15 protein-coding genes are annotated in these 15,632 nt (G+C 71.4%); 11 read left to right on the top strand and 4 right to left on the bottom strand.

The window, feature by feature from the left end; translation table 11 throughout:
- The first annotated feature begins 657 nt into the window (after positions 1-657).
- The 7 genes from ACWEN0_RS23050 to ACWEN0_RS23020 all read left to right on the top strand — a co-directional run bounded on the left by ACWEN0_RS23050 (position 658) and on the right by ACWEN0_RS23020 (position 8,316).
- Complete coding sequence (locus ACWEN0_RS23050; RefSeq protein WP_451976923.1) at positions 658-2,340, top strand: DUF1003 domain-containing protein; 1,683 nt, start codon at positions 658-660, stop codon at positions 2,338-2,340.
- A 137-nt stretch (positions 2,341-2,477) separates the two neighbouring features.
- Positions 2,478-3,407 carry an ABC transporter ATP-binding protein gene (locus tag ACWEN0_RS23045; protein WP_451976920.1) on the top strand — a complete coding sequence of 310 codons (930 nt, stop codon included), beginning with the start codon at positions 2,478-2,480 and terminating at the stop codon, positions 3,405-3,407.
- Positions 3,404-4,252, top strand: coding sequence for an ABC transporter permease (locus ACWEN0_RS23040; RefSeq protein ID WP_451976917.1), 849 nt, complete (start codon positions 3,404-3,406; stop codon positions 4,250-4,252). Before ACWEN0_RS23045 ends, ACWEN0_RS23040 begins: the two co-directional genes overlap by 4 nt.
- Positions 4,253-4,273: 21 nt before the next feature.
- Positions 4,274-5,524 (top strand): sensor histidine kinase, encoded by a 1,251-nt coding sequence (locus ACWEN0_RS23035; RefSeq protein ID WP_451976914.1) that lies wholly within the window; start codon positions 4,274-4,276, stop codon positions 5,522-5,524.
- Complete coding sequence (locus tag ACWEN0_RS23030; protein WP_451976911.1) at positions 5,521-6,192, top strand: response regulator; 672 nt, start codon at positions 5,521-5,523, stop codon at positions 6,190-6,192. Before ACWEN0_RS23035 ends, ACWEN0_RS23030 begins: the two co-directional genes overlap by 4 nt.
- 84 nt (positions 6,193-6,276) lie before the next feature.
- Positions 6,277-6,957, top strand: a complete 681-nt coding sequence (locus ACWEN0_RS23025; protein ID WP_451976908.1) for a phosphatase PAP2 family protein — start codon at positions 6,277-6,279, stop codon at positions 6,955-6,957.
- A gap of 132 nt (positions 6,958-7,089) precedes the next feature.
- A complete protein-coding gene (locus ACWEN0_RS23020; RefSeq protein ID WP_451976905.1) occupies positions 7,090-8,316 on the top strand; it encodes a COG4705 family protein in 1,227 nt (408 codons plus the stop codon).
- Between the two features lie 56 nt (positions 8,317-8,372).
- Here ACWEN0_RS23020 and ACWEN0_RS23015 read toward each other — a convergent pair whose 3' ends face one another.
- On the bottom strand, positions 8,373-9,107 hold the full coding sequence (locus tag ACWEN0_RS23015) for a hypothetical protein (RefSeq protein ID WP_451976902.1): 735 nt from the start codon (positions 9,105-9,107) through the stop codon (positions 8,373-8,375).
- Positions 9,104-9,415 carry a PadR family transcriptional regulator gene (locus ACWEN0_RS23010; protein WP_451976899.1) on the bottom strand — a complete coding sequence of 104 codons (312 nt, stop codon included), beginning with the start codon at positions 9,413-9,415 and terminating at the stop codon, positions 9,104-9,106. Before ACWEN0_RS23010 ends, ACWEN0_RS23015 begins: the two co-directional genes overlap by 4 nt.
- Before the next feature lie 128 nt (positions 9,416-9,543).
- On the opposite strand from ACWEN0_RS23010, the gene ACWEN0_RS23005 reads away from it, so the two are divergent.
- Together ACWEN0_RS23005 and uppS are read left to right on the top strand one after the other, a co-directional pair.
- Entirely contained in the window at positions 9,544-10,716 is a 1,173-nt protein-coding gene (locus ACWEN0_RS23005) for an alpha/beta hydrolase (protein ID WP_451976896.1), read from the top strand.
- Between the two features lie 17 nt (positions 10,717-10,733).
- Positions 10,734-11,516 (top strand): polyprenyl diphosphate synthase, encoded by a 783-nt coding sequence (uppS, locus tag ACWEN0_RS23000; protein WP_451976893.1) that lies wholly within the window; start codon positions 10,734-10,736, stop codon positions 11,514-11,516.
- 9 nt (positions 11,517-11,525) lie between these two features.
- Here the strand turns inward: uppS and ACWEN0_RS22995 are convergent, their stop codons facing one another.
- Both ACWEN0_RS22995 and ACWEN0_RS22990 read right to left on the bottom strand, forming a co-directional pair.
- Positions 11,526-12,197, bottom strand: a complete 672-nt coding sequence (locus ACWEN0_RS22995; RefSeq protein ID WP_451976890.1) for a response regulator — start codon at positions 12,195-12,197, stop codon at positions 11,526-11,528.
- The gene (locus tag ACWEN0_RS22990) at positions 12,194-13,774 is read right to left on the bottom strand and encodes an ATP-binding protein (RefSeq protein ID WP_451976887.1); all 1,581 of its coding nucleotides are present in this window, start codon (positions 13,772-13,774) and stop codon (positions 12,194-12,196) included. Before ACWEN0_RS22990 ends, ACWEN0_RS22995 begins: the two co-directional genes overlap by 4 nt.
- A 173-nt stretch (positions 13,775-13,947) precedes the next feature.
- Here ACWEN0_RS22990 and ACWEN0_RS22985 point away from each other — a divergent pair, with 173 nt between their 5' ends.
- Both ACWEN0_RS22985 and ACWEN0_RS22980 read left to right on the top strand, forming a co-directional pair.
- Positions 13,948-14,763 carry an ABC transporter ATP-binding protein gene (locus ACWEN0_RS22985; RefSeq protein ID WP_451976884.1) on the top strand — a complete coding sequence of 272 codons (816 nt, stop codon included), beginning with the start codon at positions 13,948-13,950 and terminating at the stop codon, positions 14,761-14,763.
- Complete coding sequence (locus tag ACWEN0_RS22980) at positions 14,760-15,626, top strand: ABC transporter permease (RefSeq protein WP_451976881.1); 867 nt, start codon at positions 14,760-14,762, stop codon at positions 15,624-15,626. The genes ACWEN0_RS22985 and ACWEN0_RS22980 overlap by 4 nt, the downstream gene beginning before the upstream one ends.
- The last annotated feature ends 6 nt before the right edge of the window (positions 15,627-15,632 follow it).

Genomic DNA, 15,632 nt, shown 5'->3' with positions numbered 1-15,632 from the left:
GCCGGTTCGGCGCGAAAAGTGAAACCGGATGTCGTAGTGCGGACGCGGTCCCGGTCGGCCTCGAGGCGCCGCGGCACGTGATCGGCCTCACGGTCGCCGCTGGTCAACCCGGTCGGGTGCCGGGCGTCTGCACGAAGACGGTAAGCGGTGACCGGCGCCGGGCGATGGGAGCCTTTGTGGACGACGAACAGCGTCGGACGCCGCACGCCGGCCATCGTCCGCGGCCGGTGCGTTCGGGCACCAGGCCTCACGGATCGCTGACCCCGGGCAACGGCGCCGAAGCCACCGCCGTCTCCATCTCCCGCGACGACTACGTGTCCAGCATTCCCGGCTACACCCACGCCAAGATCGAAGAGGCCGCTCTTGGGCGCGCTGCCGGTCACCGCGGACTCCCGGAGACCGCGGGGACACCTCCGGATCTCCCTCGGCGCCGAGCCGGCGCCGCCGGCCGGCCCGCAAGGCGGCAGCGGGATCCCCTGCGTCAACTGAACAACTCGGGCGAGGGGACCGGCATTCGGTTCGCAGACGGCCGGGAGGGGATGCTGGAGGTTCGGGGACGTCGAGAGGAAAGGAGCTCCGAGGCGTGCTGAAGCGCGAATCCACGGCACGGGCGAGGGTGCGGATGTCCGGTTCGGGCACCGGTGCCGGGAGTCACGGGTGAGCCCCCTGCGGGCGGCGCGGCGCCCGGCCACCACCGCCGACGAGCAGGTCGGCTTCAACGGTGCCTTCGCCGCCGCGTTGACCAAGGCCGTCGGGTCGATGCCCGCCCTGTACGTCGTGCTGGCCGTCGTTGCCGGCTGGATGGCCTTGGCGACCTGGTGGGCCCCGTTCCACGCGCTGGACCCGTACCCGTTCGCCTTCCTGCTGTTCCTGGACAACGTCGTGCAGCTCGCGCTGTGCCTGATCATCCTGGTCGGCCAGCGGGTGCTGGGCGCGGCGGCCGACCACCGGTCGATCCAGACCTACGAAAACGCCGAGGCCGTCTTCGAGCAGATCGCGGACCTGCAGCAGCACCTCGACCGGCACGATCGCTCGCTCAGCCGCGGGGTCAGCCTGCTGGAGACCAGCGCGCACCCGTGGATCGAGCAGCACCGCGTGCAGCGGCCGCCGCAGGCGCTCGACCACGTCGTGAGCGTCAACGGCCGGATCGCGGCGTGGCTGACCCAGCGGCTGGGCAGCATGTGGGCCTTCTACCTGGCGGCCGGCACCCAGGTGGTCTGGATCGGCCTGGCCGCGGTCGGCGTGCAGACCCTGGACCCGTACCCCTTCGCGTTCATGACCTTCCTGTCCACGCTGGTCCAGCTGGTGTTCATGATCGTGATCATGGTCGGGCAGGGCGTGCTCGGCCAGGCGAGCGACCGCCGCTCCGAGCAGACGTTCCTCAACGGGGAAGCGATCCTGCACGAGTGCCGGCGGATGAAGGCGCGCTTGACGGCGCAGGACCGGCTGATCGACGATCTCACGCGCTACACCCGCGGCGAGCTCATCGAAGACCTCGCCCGGGCGATGCACGAGGTCGACGGCACCCACAGCCCGGCGCCGACGCGGTGGAACCAGGCGCCGGAAGAACACAAGGCGCTGACCCGCGCGCAGGCGCGGCAGCTCGGCGAGCACCTCGCCCTCGTCGGCTGCGTGATGGTGCCGGCCTTCGACCCAACGCAAAGCGTGGTCTTCGACGAGGACGAAGTCCGGCAGCTGGCCCGGCGTGAGCACGACCGGGCAACGGTCTCCGACACCGGCGCCCGCCCGGTCGCGTGGGAGCAGCTGCCGGAGCCGGAACGAGCCCGGAAACTGCACCTGGCCCGCAGGATTCCCGTCCTGGTCGAGAGTGTGGGCATGCAGGTGGTCCGGGACGGGCGGGCCCGGGACGGCGCCGGCGAGGAGGACTTCACCGCGGAGGACTGGGCGGTCGTGCAGCGGGCGATGATGGCCTCGGGCATCCTGGTCGCCCTCGCCGTCGACTCGGTCGACGCGGACGAGATGTTCGCGCTGGTCAAGGTGTTGCGGGAGGCCAGCGTCGCGCACCCGCGGCGGTTCATCCGCGACGTCACCGCGACGACGGCGTTCGACACCGGGCTGCGGCCCGGCACCAAGTACGCCGACTACCTGCCCTTCGCGGTGGAGACGATCCAGCACGCCGCCACGATCGTCGAGCGCGTGGCGCCGGCGGAGCTTCCCGACTTCCGCGAGTTCCTCGTCGAGATCGCCACCGTGGTCGCCGAAGTGAACTACGACGGCGGGCCCGGTGGCGTCGGCCCGTTGCGCCGCACCCCCAAGGAGATCACGGCGGTCGAAGCCGTGCGCGTGGCGTCCCGGCCCCAGGCCCCGCCGAACGACTGATCGCGCGTTCTCGGCAGCCGCAATGCCGTCGTGCGACTTCCGGCGTACGCGCTACGCCGGAAGTCGCACATCGGCGACCCGCAGATCGCCCGTCAGACCGTCGCTCGGCCACCGCGCCCGGCCCTAGGGTTCGGCCCATGATCGAAGCTCGCGCGGTAACGAAACGCTACGGTGACAGAACAGCCGTCGACGACCTCACCTTCACGGTGAAACCCGGCGTGGTGACCGGTTTCCTCGGCCCGAACGGCGCGGGCAAGTCCACCACGATCCGGATGATCATGGGCCTGGACGCGCCCACGTCCGGCTCGGTCACCGTCAACGGCAAGCGTTACCGCGAACACGCCGCGCCCCTGCACGAGGTCGGCGCCCTGCTGGAGGCCAAAGCCGTCCACACCGGACGGTCCGCCTACAACCACCTGCTGGCGCTCGCGCTGAGCACCGGCATCCCGCGCCGGCGCGTCGACGAGGTCATCGAGCTGGTCGGCCTGGCCGACGTCGCCCGCAAGCGCGTCGGTGGCTTCTCGCTCGGGATGGGCCAGCGGCTGGGCGTCGCGGCCGCGCTCCTCGGCGATCCCGCGACCCTCGTGCTCGACGAGCCGGTCAACGGCCTCGACCCGCAGGGCATCCTGTGGATCCGGAACCTGCTGCGTGGCCAGGCCGCCGAAGGCCGGACCGTCTTCGTGTCCTCGCACCTGATGAGCGAGATGGCGCTGACCGCGGAGCACCTGATCGTGATCGGCAAGGGCCGGCTCATCGCCGACACCCCGGTCGAAGAGTTCATCCGGCGCGCGTCGAGCCGGGTCGTACGGGTGCGCACCCCCGAGGCCGAGCGACTGCGCGACCTGCTCGCCGGGCCGGGTGTCGGCGTCACCAGCCTGGCGCCCGGGCTGCTGGAGGTCAGCGGGCTCGACGGCGCCGAGATCGGCCGGACCGCCTGCCGGGAAGCCGTTCCGCTCGAAGAGCTCACCCCGGTCCAGGCGTCGCTGGAGCAGGCGTTCATGGAACTCACCGACGACGCCCTCGAATACCGGGTCGCCCCGGCTGCCCAGGAAAGGTCCGCGTCATGACGACCACCACCGCCCCGGCCGCCACCGGGGGCACGCCCTCGCCCGGGGCGCCGCTGCCGGCCGACCTCAAGGTGACCCCCGTCCGGGTACTGCGCTCGGAATGGCTGAAGTTCCGCTCGGTCCGGTCCACCCCGCTGGCGGTCGCCGTGACGATCGTCGGCATGATCGCGCTCGGCTGGGTCTTCTCGGCCGCCGACGCGAGCCGCTGGCCCGTCATGCGGCCCCAGGCCAAGGCCCACTTCGACCCGACCGACGTCAGCATCCGCGGTTACGTCCTCGCGCAGCTGGTCCTCGGCGTGCTGGGCGTGCTCGTGGTCTCCGCCGAGTACGGGACCGGGATGATCCGCGCGACCCTGTCCGCCGTGCCGACCCGGACGCCGGTGCTGTGGGCGAAGCTCGCGATCTTCGCGGTCGTCTCGTTCGTCGTGGGCACGATCAGCTCGTTCGCCGCGTTCCTCGGCGGGCAGGCGTTCCTCAGCTCCCAGCACATCGAGACGACCCTGTCGGCGCCCGGCGTGTTCCGGGCGGTGTTCGGCGTCGGGCTCTACCTGACCGTGGTGGGGATGCTCGGGGTCGCGCTCGGCTGGCTGATCCGGCACACCGCCGGCGCCATCGCCACCCTGTTCGGCCTGCTGCTGGTGCTCCCGGGGATCGCCGAGGCCCTGCCGGACAGCTGGGCCCCGCACATCGTGCCGTACCTGCCGAGCAACGCGGGCCAGGCCCTGCTGGCCGTCCGGCCGGACCCGGTCATGCTCGCGCCGTGGACCGGTTTCGCGGTCTTCTGCGCCTACATCGCGGTGGCGCTCGTGGCCGCGGTCGTCCTGCTCGAACGCCGCGACGCCTGACCGGTGGGGGATGATGGCGGGGTGAGCGACGCGGGTGCGGCGTGGCCGGTGTCCGAACACGGCCTGATCAGCGGGTGGCCCGGAGCCGATCGGCTCCGGGACTGGGCCCGCCGCCGTCCGCTGGCCACCGACGTGCTGCTGGCCGGTGCGCTCCTGCCGCTCGCGGCCGCCATCGAGCACCGCGGAGTGCCGGCGGGCGCGCGGCCGGTGCTGTTCGGGCTGGGTGTCCTGCTGGTTTCGACGCTCGCGTTCCGCCGTCGCCTCCCGCTGACCACCCTGGCCGCGTCCAGCACCCTGGCGCTGGCCCAGGGGTTCATCGGACCGGCGTTCCCGCCGACCGTGATCGCGGTGCTCGTCGCCGTCTACACGGTCGGCGGGCACACCGGACGACGGCGGGCGCTCACCGCGCTGGGCGTGCTCGGGGTGATGATCGCCGTGGTGGTGCTCCGGAACGACGAGTTCGCCGAATCCGCCGCGCGCTTCGTGTTCGCCGCGGCCATGGTCGTCGCGGCGTTCGTGCTCGGCGTCAACGTCCGGATGCGCCGGGTGTACCTGGCGTCGCTGCGGGACCGGGCCGTGCGGGCCGAACGCGAACGCGACCAGCAGTCACAGATCGCGGCGGCGCGCGAGCGGGCGATCATCGCGCGGGAGATGCACGACATCGTCGCGCACAACCTGTCGGTGATGATCGCGCTCGCCGACGGCGCCGCCTACGCGGCGCGGACCGACGCGGTCGCGGCCGAATCCGCGTCGCTGCACGTCTCCACGACCGGGCGCCAGGCACTCGACGAGATGCACCGGCTGCTCGGCGTGCTGCGCGGCACCGGCGGCGAAAGCCCCCGCACACCGCAACCCGGCGTCGCCCAGATCGACGACCTGGTCACGCAGGTCCGCACGACCGGCCTGCCGACGTCCTGGACGATCACCGGCGAACGGTTCCCCTTCTCCCCCACCGCCGGCCTCGCCCTCTACCGCGTCGCCCAGGAAGCGCTGACCAACGTGCTCAAACACGCCGTCCGGCCGTCGGCCGCGCACATCCGCCTGAGCTACGCCGACCCGGTCGTCACGCTCGAAGTCGACGACGACGGCGCCGGCCCCCGCGGCACGGCGGTCCCCGTCGCCGGGCACGGGCTCAGCGGCATGCGGGAACGCGTCGCCGTCTTCGCCGGTGACGTCGCCGCCGGGCCGCGCCCGGGCGGCGGCTGGCGCGTGACGGCCCGGCTCGAACCCGGGCGCCTTCCCGGCGACGCGGGGCCGGTGCCGGTCCCGTGATCAGCATCCTGCTCGTCGACGACGAACCCCTGCTGCGCCTGGGGTTCCGGCTGGTCCTGGAGTCCCAGCCGGACTTCACGGTCGTCGGCGAAGCCGCCGATGGCGCGGCCGCGATCAGCCGCACCGCCGAGCTCGACCCCGACGTGGTCGTCATGGACGTCCGCATGCCCGGGATGGACGGGATCGAAGCGACGCGGGAGATCGTCCGGTCGCACCCCCGCTCCCGGGTGCTGATCCTGACCACGTTCGACATCGACGAATACGCCTTTCCCGGCCTCAAGGTGGGCGCGAGCGGGTTCCTGCTGAAGAACGTCCCGCCCGAGGACCTGATCTCCGCGATCCGCGCGGTCGCCGGCGGCGACGCGGTCGTCGCGCCGAGCGTCACCCGGCGGCTCCTCGACGCGATGGCCGCCCGGCTGCCCGATCCGGCCGCGGGCGACGAAAGCCCGGTCACCGGGCACGGCCTCGAGCGGCTCACCGAGCGCGAACTCGAAGTGCTCCGCAAGCTCGCCCGCGGCCTGTCGAACGCCGAGATCGCCGACGAGCTGGTGCTGTCGGAAGCGACCGTGAAAACCCACGTCGGGCGCATCCTCAACAAGCTGGAGCTGCGCGACCGGGTCCAGGCCGTCGTGCTCGCCTACGACGTCGGCCTCGTCCGGCCCGCCTGAGGGCTTCGGCCGGAAATCGAGGTTAACGCGCGTTTGCCCGCCGAAAACCGGCTGCTGGCCCCCACGGCCATAGTTTCGGACATCATGGCCGCCACGTCGCCGCCGGTGCGTCCCGCCGGCTTGAGTGTCCGCAAGCCCTTGTGGGCCGCGGCCGTCGCGCTGGTGGTTTTCTTCGCCCTCCTCGCCTCGGCGAGTGACTTCCTCCCCTGGGCCGCGGGTTTCGACCTCGGCGTGCACAGCTGGTTCGCCGCGCACCGGACCCCGGGGCTGACGTCTGCCGCCGCGGCGATCACGTCGACGGCGTCCTCGGCCTACACGGCTCCCCTGGTGTTCCTGGTCGCCGCGGCGCTCACCCGAGGGTCGCCGCGGGCCCGGCTGACGCGTGCGGTGGTCGTGCTGCTGACGATGCTCTTCGCCGTCCTGGGCCGGTACGCGATCTCCGAGCTGATCGCCCGCCCGCGCCCGCCCAGGGCGGACTGGGCCGTCGACGCGGGCGGCCTGTCCTTCCCCTCGGGGCACACCTCCGACGCCGCGCTGGCCGCGGGGCTGATCGCCTGGCTCGTCCTGCGCAGGTTCCAGGCCGCTCCACGGTGGCCGGTCTGGCTGCTCGCGGCCGGCTACGCCCTGCTGATCGCCTGGACCCGGGTGTACCTCGGCGTGCACTGGCCGACGGACGTCCTGGGCAGTATGGCGTTCGTGACGACGTGGTTGTCCGGAGCGCTCGTGTTCCAACGGCTCGAGGAGCGCTCAGCCCGTTCCTCGTGACTCGCCGTTTTCGACGAGACCGTCCGTTTTGCCGATCGCTCACTTCGCCTTCGCAAGTCGTGAACTCGGCTCTCGTTACGGTGCGACGAGTTCCGACCGCCTGCTTCCGCGGAAGCGACAGATTGCGAGCCCATGACTTCGATTCGCCTCCCCGAGTCCAGTCGCACCCTCCTCAACAAGGTTCCGGAAGTCACGCTGTACTTCTGGCTCATCAAGGTCCTGTGCACGACCGTCGGGGAGACCGCCGCCGACTTCCTCGACGTCGACCTGGGCTTCGGGCTGTCCGGGGTGTCGGCCGTCACCGGCCTGCTGCTGGTCGTCGCGCTGGCCTTCCAGTTCCGGGCTTCCCGGTACGTCGCCGGGCTCTACTGGCTGACCGTGGCGATCGTCAGCGTGTTCGGGACCCTGGTCACCGACAACCTGACCGACAACGCCGGGTTCCCGCTCGAGGCCAGCACCGTCCTGTTCGGCGTTCTCCTCGCCGTGACGTTCGCGGCCTGGTACGCCTCGGAGAAGACGTTGTCCATCCACTCGATCGTCACCCGGCGCCGGGAGGCGTTCTACTGGCTGGCCATCCTGTTCACCTTCGCCCTCGGCACGGCGACCGGCGACCTGATGGCCGAAGTGCTCGGGCTGGGCTACCTCGTCACCGGCGCCATCGTCGTCGCGCTCATCGCCGTGACCGCGCTCGCCTGGCGGTTCGGGCTGCACCCGGTGCTCGCCTTCTGGTTTATCTACGTCCTGACCCGCCCGCTCGGCGCTTCGCTGGGCGACTACCTCTCGCAGCCGTCCGGCCTGGGCGGCCTGGGCTTGGGCGCCACCGTGACGAGCTTGATCTTCGTCGCGGCGATCATCGCCACGGTCGTCTACCTGTCGGTCACGAAATCGGATGTCACCTCCGACCAGGCGCTCCGCCGGGCCGGGGAGCCGGCCCGCGGCGGGTTGTGGCAGACGATCGTGTTCCTCGCCGTGATCCTCGTCGCCGGAGGCGTGGGATACACCCTCCGCACGGCGGCACTGCAGGACGACAACTCGGTCCCGGCCGCGACGCCGCCGGCACCCGGCCAGGCGGCCCCGGCACCCACCTCCCGGCTCGGCGACCTGTCGACCTTCCGCGGCATCACCCAGGACACGCTGAACCTGCTCGACCGCGGCAACCAAGCGGCAGCGACGAGCCGCGTCGACGACCTCGAAGGCCAGTGGGACGACGCCGAGGCCCGGCTCAAGCCCAAGGACAAGGCCGAGTGGACGCGGATCGACGGGAAGATCGACAAGGTCCTGCGCGAACTCCGTGCCGCCAACCCGGACCAGGCCGGTGAAAAGGACGCCCTGACCACGCTGCTCGCCGCACTCGGCTGACCGGCGCGGTAAGCCCCCTTACCGCTGCGAGGCCGTGACGGCTGCGGTCGCCGTGCTCAGGAAAACGCCCGGCACAGGTCCCGACCGGCGCCGAGCAAGACCGCCGCCAAGGCCGCGAAGCCGCCGGCCATCACCAAGGAACCGGCACCGAAAGCCGCTTGCGCCGCCGCGATCGCCAGCCCGCTCCCCGCGCTCACCAACGCGAAGCCCATCCTGCGGCGGCCGGGCGGGGAGGTGATCCCCCCGAGACGCGCAACGAACCGGCACAGGCACCAGGAGACGAAGATGATCGTCGCCCAGTAGTAGACGACCAGCACGGCGTGCGTCGCGCCACCGGCATCCACGACGAAACCGCAACGCGCGATCAGGAACAACGCCGCGAGCGCGAGTGCGGGCGCCGCGAGCGTTCGGGCCGCGGCGGCAACACGACGGGCCGCGGCCCAGGTCAATTCCGGCACCGGCGAGGCAAGCACCGCTCCGGCCATGACCGGGACGAGCCACCCGCCCGCGGCCAGGGTCGTTCCCCGGCCGAGTCCAGCCATCCCGAAGGCGCGCACGAGCATCGCGGCGCTCGCGAGAACCGCGGCGAACGCGGCAAGCACCACCCGGCTCGTCTGGCCCGTGACGGGTTCCGGCCAGTCGGCGGGGTGCAGCCACGACTTGAGGGCGCCGAACGCCGTGTCGAACCACGTGCGGGGTCCGGCCAGCCGCGCTTCGTGGGCGATCTCGGCTCCCCAGCGCGCACGGATCGCCGGTGGGTAGAGCCTGACCAGGGCGCCGGGCACGTTCATGCCGGTGCGCTCCCCAGGGCGCGCAACCCGGCTTGCGCGACTCGGGTCATCTGTTCGAGCTCGGCCCGCAGCACCGCCCGGCCGTCGGCGGTGATCCGGAGCGTTCGCTGCTTCTGCCGCTCGTCGGGCTGGTCGCCGGCCGGCTCGACCAGCTTCCGCGCTTCGAGCCGCGCGAGGGCGCCGTACAGGCTGCCCGCCCCGAGCCGGGCTCCCGTCAGCCCCTCGATCACGCCGTTGATCGCATAGCCGTGCAGCGGTCCCTCGGCGAGGGCCGTGAGAACGAGCATCTGGGCGTCCTTGCTGTGCATGCCACCTCTTTCGCCGCCGAGGTAATAGTACACGTCGCGTACTACGTGACGTGTACTATTCGCTCATGCTCAAGGCTACGCGCGGCATTCTGTCTCGTCATCGCCACCTTCGACGTGCACTGCGGACCGTGCTCGTGGTAGCTCTCGTCGCGTTCGCCGGAACTGCCACCTACGTCGGATATGCCGCGGTCCGAGCGGCCCAGCCGGTCGCGTTGCCCGGCCCGGCGGGTCCCTACCCGGTCGGACGCACCATCACGGAGTGGACCGACGACGCGCGGGCCGATCCGCTGGCCCCGCTGCCGCCGACGCCGCGGCGGCTGTCGACGTGGCTCTGGTACCCGGCGACCCCGGGCCCGCACCCCGGCTCTGCCCCCTACGCACCCGGCGCGTGGGCAGGGCTGCACCTGGGTGGCCTGCTGAGCTGGTCGGAGACCGGCTTCGACCAGGTCCACGTCGCCGCGGCCGCGGATGTCCCGGTGGCCGGGGGCCGGTTCCCGGTCGTCGTCCTCGAGCCCGGGCTGGGGTTCGCCGCGCCCCAATACACCACGATCGCGGAGAACCTGGCCGCGAACGGCTACCTGGTCGTGGGCGTGACGCCGACCTACAGCGCGAACCTGACCGTCCTCGACGGAGCGCCGGTGGCGGCGACCGAGGCCGGCAATCCGCCCGCGTTCGCCACCGCCGACCTCCATTCCGGTGCGGCGCAAGCCGCCGGCGACCGGCTGGTCGCCGTCTGGGCCGATGACGCCCGCTTCGCCGCCGCGCACATCGCTACGGAACCGACCTTCGCCGGACACGTCGACCCCGCCGGGACCGTCTACATCGGGCATTCCTTCGGTGGTGCCGCGGCCCTCCAGGCGTGCCACGACGACAGCCGGTGCCGGGGCGCTGCCGACCTCGACGGGACCCAGTACGGAACGGTGGTCCACTCCGGACTCGACAAACCACTGATGATCATCGGCAGTGAGAACTCGTGCACGACGGGCTTTTGCCCACCAGCCGCCGACCAAGCGGACCGGGACGCCGCGCTGTCGCTGCTGCGAGCCAGCCGCGGACCGGCATGGTGCTTCCGCATCAGCGGCGCCGAGCACTTCAACTTTTCGGACTACGGAGCGTTCTTCCTCGCCGAGCCGGCCGACTCCCTGATCGCACTCGGCTCGATCGACGGCCGTACAGCGCTGGTGATCACCAACGCCTACCTTCGCGCGTTCGTCGGCCGCGCCGCCCACGCGGAGCAAGATCCGTTGCTGGCCGGTACTTCGCCGTATCCGGAGGTCCAAGTCCACCGTACGGCACGGTGAAATCAAGGGGAGGCGTCGTGTTGCCCGGTATCGCCCAGCGGGTCATCTACGGAATCTACGCGAGCCGGTTGCGCAAGCAGCTGGCCGGCGAGGAGCTCCCGAAGCACATCGGGATCATCATGGACGGCAACCGCCGCTGGGCGCGCCGGATGGGCCTGGCCAATCCGAGCATCGGGCACCAGTACGGCGCGGAGCACGTCGAAACCGTCCTGTCCTGGTGCGAGCAGGCGGGCGTCAACCACGTCACGATCTACCTGTGCTCGACCGAAAACCTCGCTCGTCGCAACGACGCCGAAGTCACCTGTCTCATGCAGCTGGTCGAGCAGGTGATCGCCGACCGGCTCGCACGACCGGATGCCGGGTGGCAGGTCCACGTCGCCGGCACCCTGGACGCGCTGCCCGGCACGACTGCGCTCGCGCTGAAGAACGCCGTCGAGGCCACCCGCGACTGCCGGACCGGGTTTCACGTCACGCTGGCCATCGGCTACGGCGGCCGCCAGGAAGTGATCGACGCCCTTCGCGCACTGCTGACCGAACACGCCGCGACGGGCACGCTCGAGGAACTCGCCGAGACCATCACGATGGAAGACGTGGCACGGCACCTCTACACCGCCGGGCAGCCCGACCCCGACCTCGTGATCCGGACGAGCGGCGAGCAGCGGCTGTCGAACTTCCTGGTCTGGCAGAGCGCCTACTCCGAGCTGTACTTCTGCGACACCTTCTGGCCGGCGTTCCGCGAAGTCGACTTCCTGCGCGCCCTGCGCAGTTACGCCCGGCGCAATCGCCGCTACGGTGGCTGATCCGGCGGTTCAGCCGATCGCTCGATAGCGGTGCTCCGGCCGGCCGGTTCCCCCGCGGTGCAGCCGCAGATCGGCCAGTCCACGGCGCACCAAGTCGGCCAGGTACCGCTGCGCGGTCGCGCGGCTGACCTCGAGACGCTCGGCCACGTCCACGGCGGACAGATCGTCTTCGGCCGCGACCAGGAGGTCCAGCACCTGAGCCATCGTCGGCGGCAGCTTGCGGCGGTCCGCCGTTCTGGCCGAAGGTGCGCGCAGCAGGCTGTACAACGAGTCGACGGCCGCTTGGTCGGCCACGGCGAGCTGATCCATGCTCTGCTGCAACTGGTTGTAGGCCGTGAGCTGGTCCCGAAGCTGCGCGAAGCCGAACGGCTTGACCAGGTAGTAGACGGCGCCCAGCTGCATCGCCCGCCGCACGCTGTCGACGTCCTGCGCGGCGGTGATCACCACGAAGTCCGGACACGAAGGGGCGTCCCGCAGCGATCGCATGAGATCGAGGCCGTGCCCGTCGGGCAGGTACAGGTCCAGCAGCAGCAACTCCGGCCTGCGTGCCGCGACCAGCCGGCGGGCCTCGGCGACCGAATGTGCCTCACCGACCGACGTGAACCCTTCGACCCGGCCGATCCCGGCCGCGTGGACGCGGGCGATCCGGTAGTCGTCGTCGACGACCAGTGTCCTGATCATCTCCGGCCCGCCATCGCGTCGACCGGCAGGGTGACCGTGAACCTCCCGCCGGGCCCCGGCTCGGCGGTGATCCGCCCGCCGAGCCGGGTGACCAGCCGGTGGACGAGCGCGAGCCCCAGCCCGCGCGGCAACCCGTCGCGCGGCGGCTTCGTGGTGTAGCCGTCCTGGAAGACGCGCTCGGCCACGTCGGCAGGCACGCCCGGCCCGGAGTCGTCGACCGACAGGCAGATCTTCCCGTCCTCGGTGACCAGGCGCACCGAGACCGATCGGGGCGCCGGGGTGTCGGCCACGGCGTCGAGGGCGTTGTCGACGAGATTGCCCACGATCGTCAGCACCTCGTCCGGCCCGGGCTCGACGAGCCGAGAGTCCTCGGAAACCGTGAGCAGGACGTCGCGTTCCGCGGCGATGGTGATCTTCGCGAGCAGCAGCGCGGCCAGCGAGGCCGGCGCGATGCGGGACCGGAGCTCTTCGGCCTGCGCGGCGCTGCCGGCGGAGATCTCCTCCAGGTAGGCCGTCGCCTCGTCGACGTCGCCCATGCCGACCAGCACCGACAGCACGTGCAGCCGGTTGGAGAATTCGTGCTGCTGGGCCCGCAGCGCATCGGTGAGACCGGTGACGCTGTCGAGTTCGCGCAGCAGGGCCTCCAGCTCGGTCCGGTCCCGCAGGGTCACCACCGCGCCCATGTCGTGCCCCTGGACCCGCACGGGCATGCGGTTGACCACCAGCAGGTGTTCGTCGGTCAGCACGAGATCGTCGACGCCCGCGGACGCGCCGCCGAGCACGTCGCGCAGCCGGCTCTCCGGCAGCAGTTCCTCCAGCCGGGCGCCGAGCCGAGCGTGGCGCCAGCCGAGGAGCCGGCGAGCTTCGTCGTTGACGATGCTCAGCCGCTCCCGGCGATCGAACGCCACCACGCCCTCACGAATGCCGTGCAGCGTAGCCTCCCGCTCCTGCAGCAACGAGGCGATCTCGTGCAGCTCGAGCCCGAAGGTCATCCGCTTCAGCCGCCGGCTCAGCACGAGCGCGATGATCGCGCCGGCGCCGAGTGCCGCGGCCGTGTACGCCAGCAGGGTGGGGATCTCGGTCCAGAAGGTCTGGGAGACATCGCTCTCGAGGATGCCGACCGACACCTCGCCGACCAGCGAGCCGTCGGGCGCGTGCAGGGGCGCCTTGCCGTTGGCCGAGTCGGTGAGGCTGCCGGGGTCGATGCCGACGTGCGTCCGCCCGTCCAGCGCGACGACGGGTTCTTCGATGCGCCGGCCGATCAGGTCGGGATTCGGGTGCGAGTGCCGGATGCCGTCGCGGTCGATGACGACGACGTAGGCGGTGCCGGTGGCGGTGCGCATCCGGTCGGCGATCTGCCGGACGCGCCCGTCCCGGTCCCCGGTGGCCATCTCGGCCCGCACTTCGGGGTCCGCGGCGACCGCTTGAGCCACGGCGAGTGCCTCGCGTTCGGTGGCGCGGTCGAACTGGTCGCGGGTGACCTGGGTGTAGAGCGCGAACCCGAGCACCATGGTCACGACCAGGATCACCAGCACGTACCCGAGGATCAGCGACGACAGCGCGCGGGGACCTCGCATCGTTCCTCCTTCCGTCCGCGGCGACGGAATCGCAGGAGTGTCCCCCATCCCGCGTTAACGGATGGCTAACCACGGCTGGCAGAACGCGCAAAACGTGCGGCTTCGCGGATAACCCGGCAAAGCCGCGCAAAGACTGTCGACGCCCGGGCGGTGCCGCCTACCGTCCCCGGGCCATGGACACCCCACCACCGACGGCGATCCGCCTGCGCGCCGTCAGCAAACACTTCGCGACACCGACCGGGCAGCGCTACACCGCACTGCGCGACCTCGACCTGGAGATCGCCGCCGGCGAGTTCTGCGCGGTCGTCGGCCCGACCGGCTGCGGCAAGTCGACGACGCTGACGCTCGTCTCCGGGCTCGAGCGGCCCTCGGAAGGCGACGTCCTCGTCGACGACGAACCCGTGTCGGGAATCGACCCGCGAGTCGGGTTCGTCTTCCAGAACGACGCCGTGCTGCCGTGGAAGTCGGTGCTGGGCAACGTCAGCGCCGGACCGCGCTGGCGCGGCGGCGACAAACGGGAGACCCGGGACCGCGCGCGGGACTGGCTGCGCCGCGTCGGGCTCACCGGCTTCGAGAACCACTACCCGCACCAGCTCTCCGGCGGCATGCGCAAACGCGTCGCCCTGGCCCAGTCCCTGATCAACGAACCGGCGATCCTCCTCATGGACGAGCCGTTCAGCGCACTCGACGTGCAGACCCGCTCGATCATGTCCGACGAGCTGCTCCGGCTCTGGCAGCTCACCCAGCCCACGGTCGTGTTCGTCACCCACGACCTCGAGGAGGCCATCGCACTGGCCGACAAGGTCGTCGTCCTCACGGCCGGCCCGGCGACGGTCAAGGCGGTCTACCCGATCGACCTGCCCCGGCCGCGCACCGCCCAGGAAATCCGCTTCGACCCCCGGTTCGTCGAGATCTACCAGCAGATCTGGGAAGCCCTGCGCGACGAGGTCGAGCTCGCCTACGCCCGGACCACGAGGGCCGCGTCATGACCACCCACGTCGCATCGGCGAACGCCGCCCCGGCCACGACCACCGACACCGCGCTGCGCACCCGGGCTCGCCGCCGGCGGGTGCTCGTCGCCGTCGCCCGGGTCTCGGTCGCCGTCGTGGTCCTCGGCGCCTGGCAGCTGCTGACCGCGACCGGCGTCCTCGACCCGTTCTTCTTCGGCCAGCCGACCGCCATCGTCGACCAGCTGGTCCAGTGGATCCGCTACGGCACCGAAGCCGGCACGCTCTGGGAGCAGGTCGGCATCACCCTCGAAGAAGCGTTCCTGGGCTTCGGCATCGGTGTCGTGCTCGGTGTCACCTGCGGCGTCGCGTTCGGCCGGGTGAAGCTGTTGTCGGACATCTTCGGCCCCTACATCAAGATCATGAACTCGATCCCCCGGATCGTCCTCGGCTCGATCTTCCTGGTCTGGCTGGGCCTCGGCATCCCGTCGAAGGTCGCCCTCGCCGTCGTGCTGGTGTTCTTCGCGGTGTTCTTCAACGCCTACCAGGGCACCCGCGAGGTCGATCGCAACTACCTGGCCAACGCCCGGATCCTGGGCGCGTCCCGCGGCCAGGTGACCCGTCAGGTCGTCCTGCCCTCGGCGTTCACCTGGATCATCGCCAGCATGCACGTCAGCTTCGGCTTCGCGCTGATCGGCGCGATCGTCGGAGAGTTCCTCGGCGCCCAGCGCGGCCTCGGGCTGTTGATCCAGCAGGCGCAGGGCACCTTCAACCCCGACGGCGTGTTCGCCGCAATGCTGATCATCGCCGCCGTCGCCCTGATCACCGAAGGCTTCATCGGCCTGCTCGAGAAGAAGCTGCTCGCCTGGCGGCCGCCGGCCGCCACCGCCGGCACCGAACTCTGAACCCGG

The sequence above is a fragment of the Amycolatopsis sp. NPDC004378 genome (genome assembly GCF_053602455.1).
Note: the sequence above shows the minus strand (reverse complement) of the source record. Positions and strands in the feature narration are given on the sequence as shown.

Excerpts from the sequence above, each read along its gene's own strand:
- ACWEN0_RS23045 (WP_451976920.1), top strand. The coding sequence starts at position 2,478 with ATGATCGAAGCTCGCGCGGTAACGAAACGCTACGGTGACAGAACAGCC.
- ACWEN0_RS23040 (WP_451976917.1), top strand. The coding sequence starts at position 3,404 with ATGACGACCACCACCGCCCCGGCCGCCACCGGGGGCACGCCCTCGCCC.
- ACWEN0_RS23025 (WP_451976908.1), top strand. The coding sequence starts at position 6,277 with ATGGCCGCCACGTCGCCGCCGGTGCGTCCCGCCGGCTTGAGTGTCCGC.
- ACWEN0_RS23020 (WP_451976905.1), top strand. The coding sequence starts at position 7,090 with ATGACTTCGATTCGCCTCCCCGAGTCCAGTCGCACCCTCCTCAACAAG.
- ACWEN0_RS23015 (WP_451976902.1), bottom strand. The coding sequence starts at position 9,107 with ATGAACGTGCCCGGCGCCCTGGTCAGGCTCTACCCACCGGCGATCCGT.
- ACWEN0_RS23010 (WP_451976899.1), bottom strand. The coding sequence starts at position 9,415 with ATGCACAGCAAGGACGCCCAGATGCTCGTTCTCACGGCCCTCGCCGAG.
- ACWEN0_RS22995 (WP_451976890.1), bottom strand. The coding sequence starts at position 12,197 with ATGATCAGGACACTGGTCGTCGACGACGACTACCGGATCGCCCGCGTC.
- ACWEN0_RS22990 (WP_451976887.1), bottom strand. The coding sequence starts at position 13,774 with ATGCGAGGTCCCCGCGCGCTGTCGTCGCTGATCCTCGGGTACGTGCTG.
- ACWEN0_RS22985 (WP_451976884.1), top strand. The coding sequence starts at position 13,948 with ATGGACACCCCACCACCGACGGCGATCCGCCTGCGCGCCGTCAGCAAA.
- ACWEN0_RS22980 (WP_451976881.1), top strand. The coding sequence starts at position 14,760 with ATGACCACCCACGTCGCATCGGCGAACGCCGCCCCGGCCACGACCACC.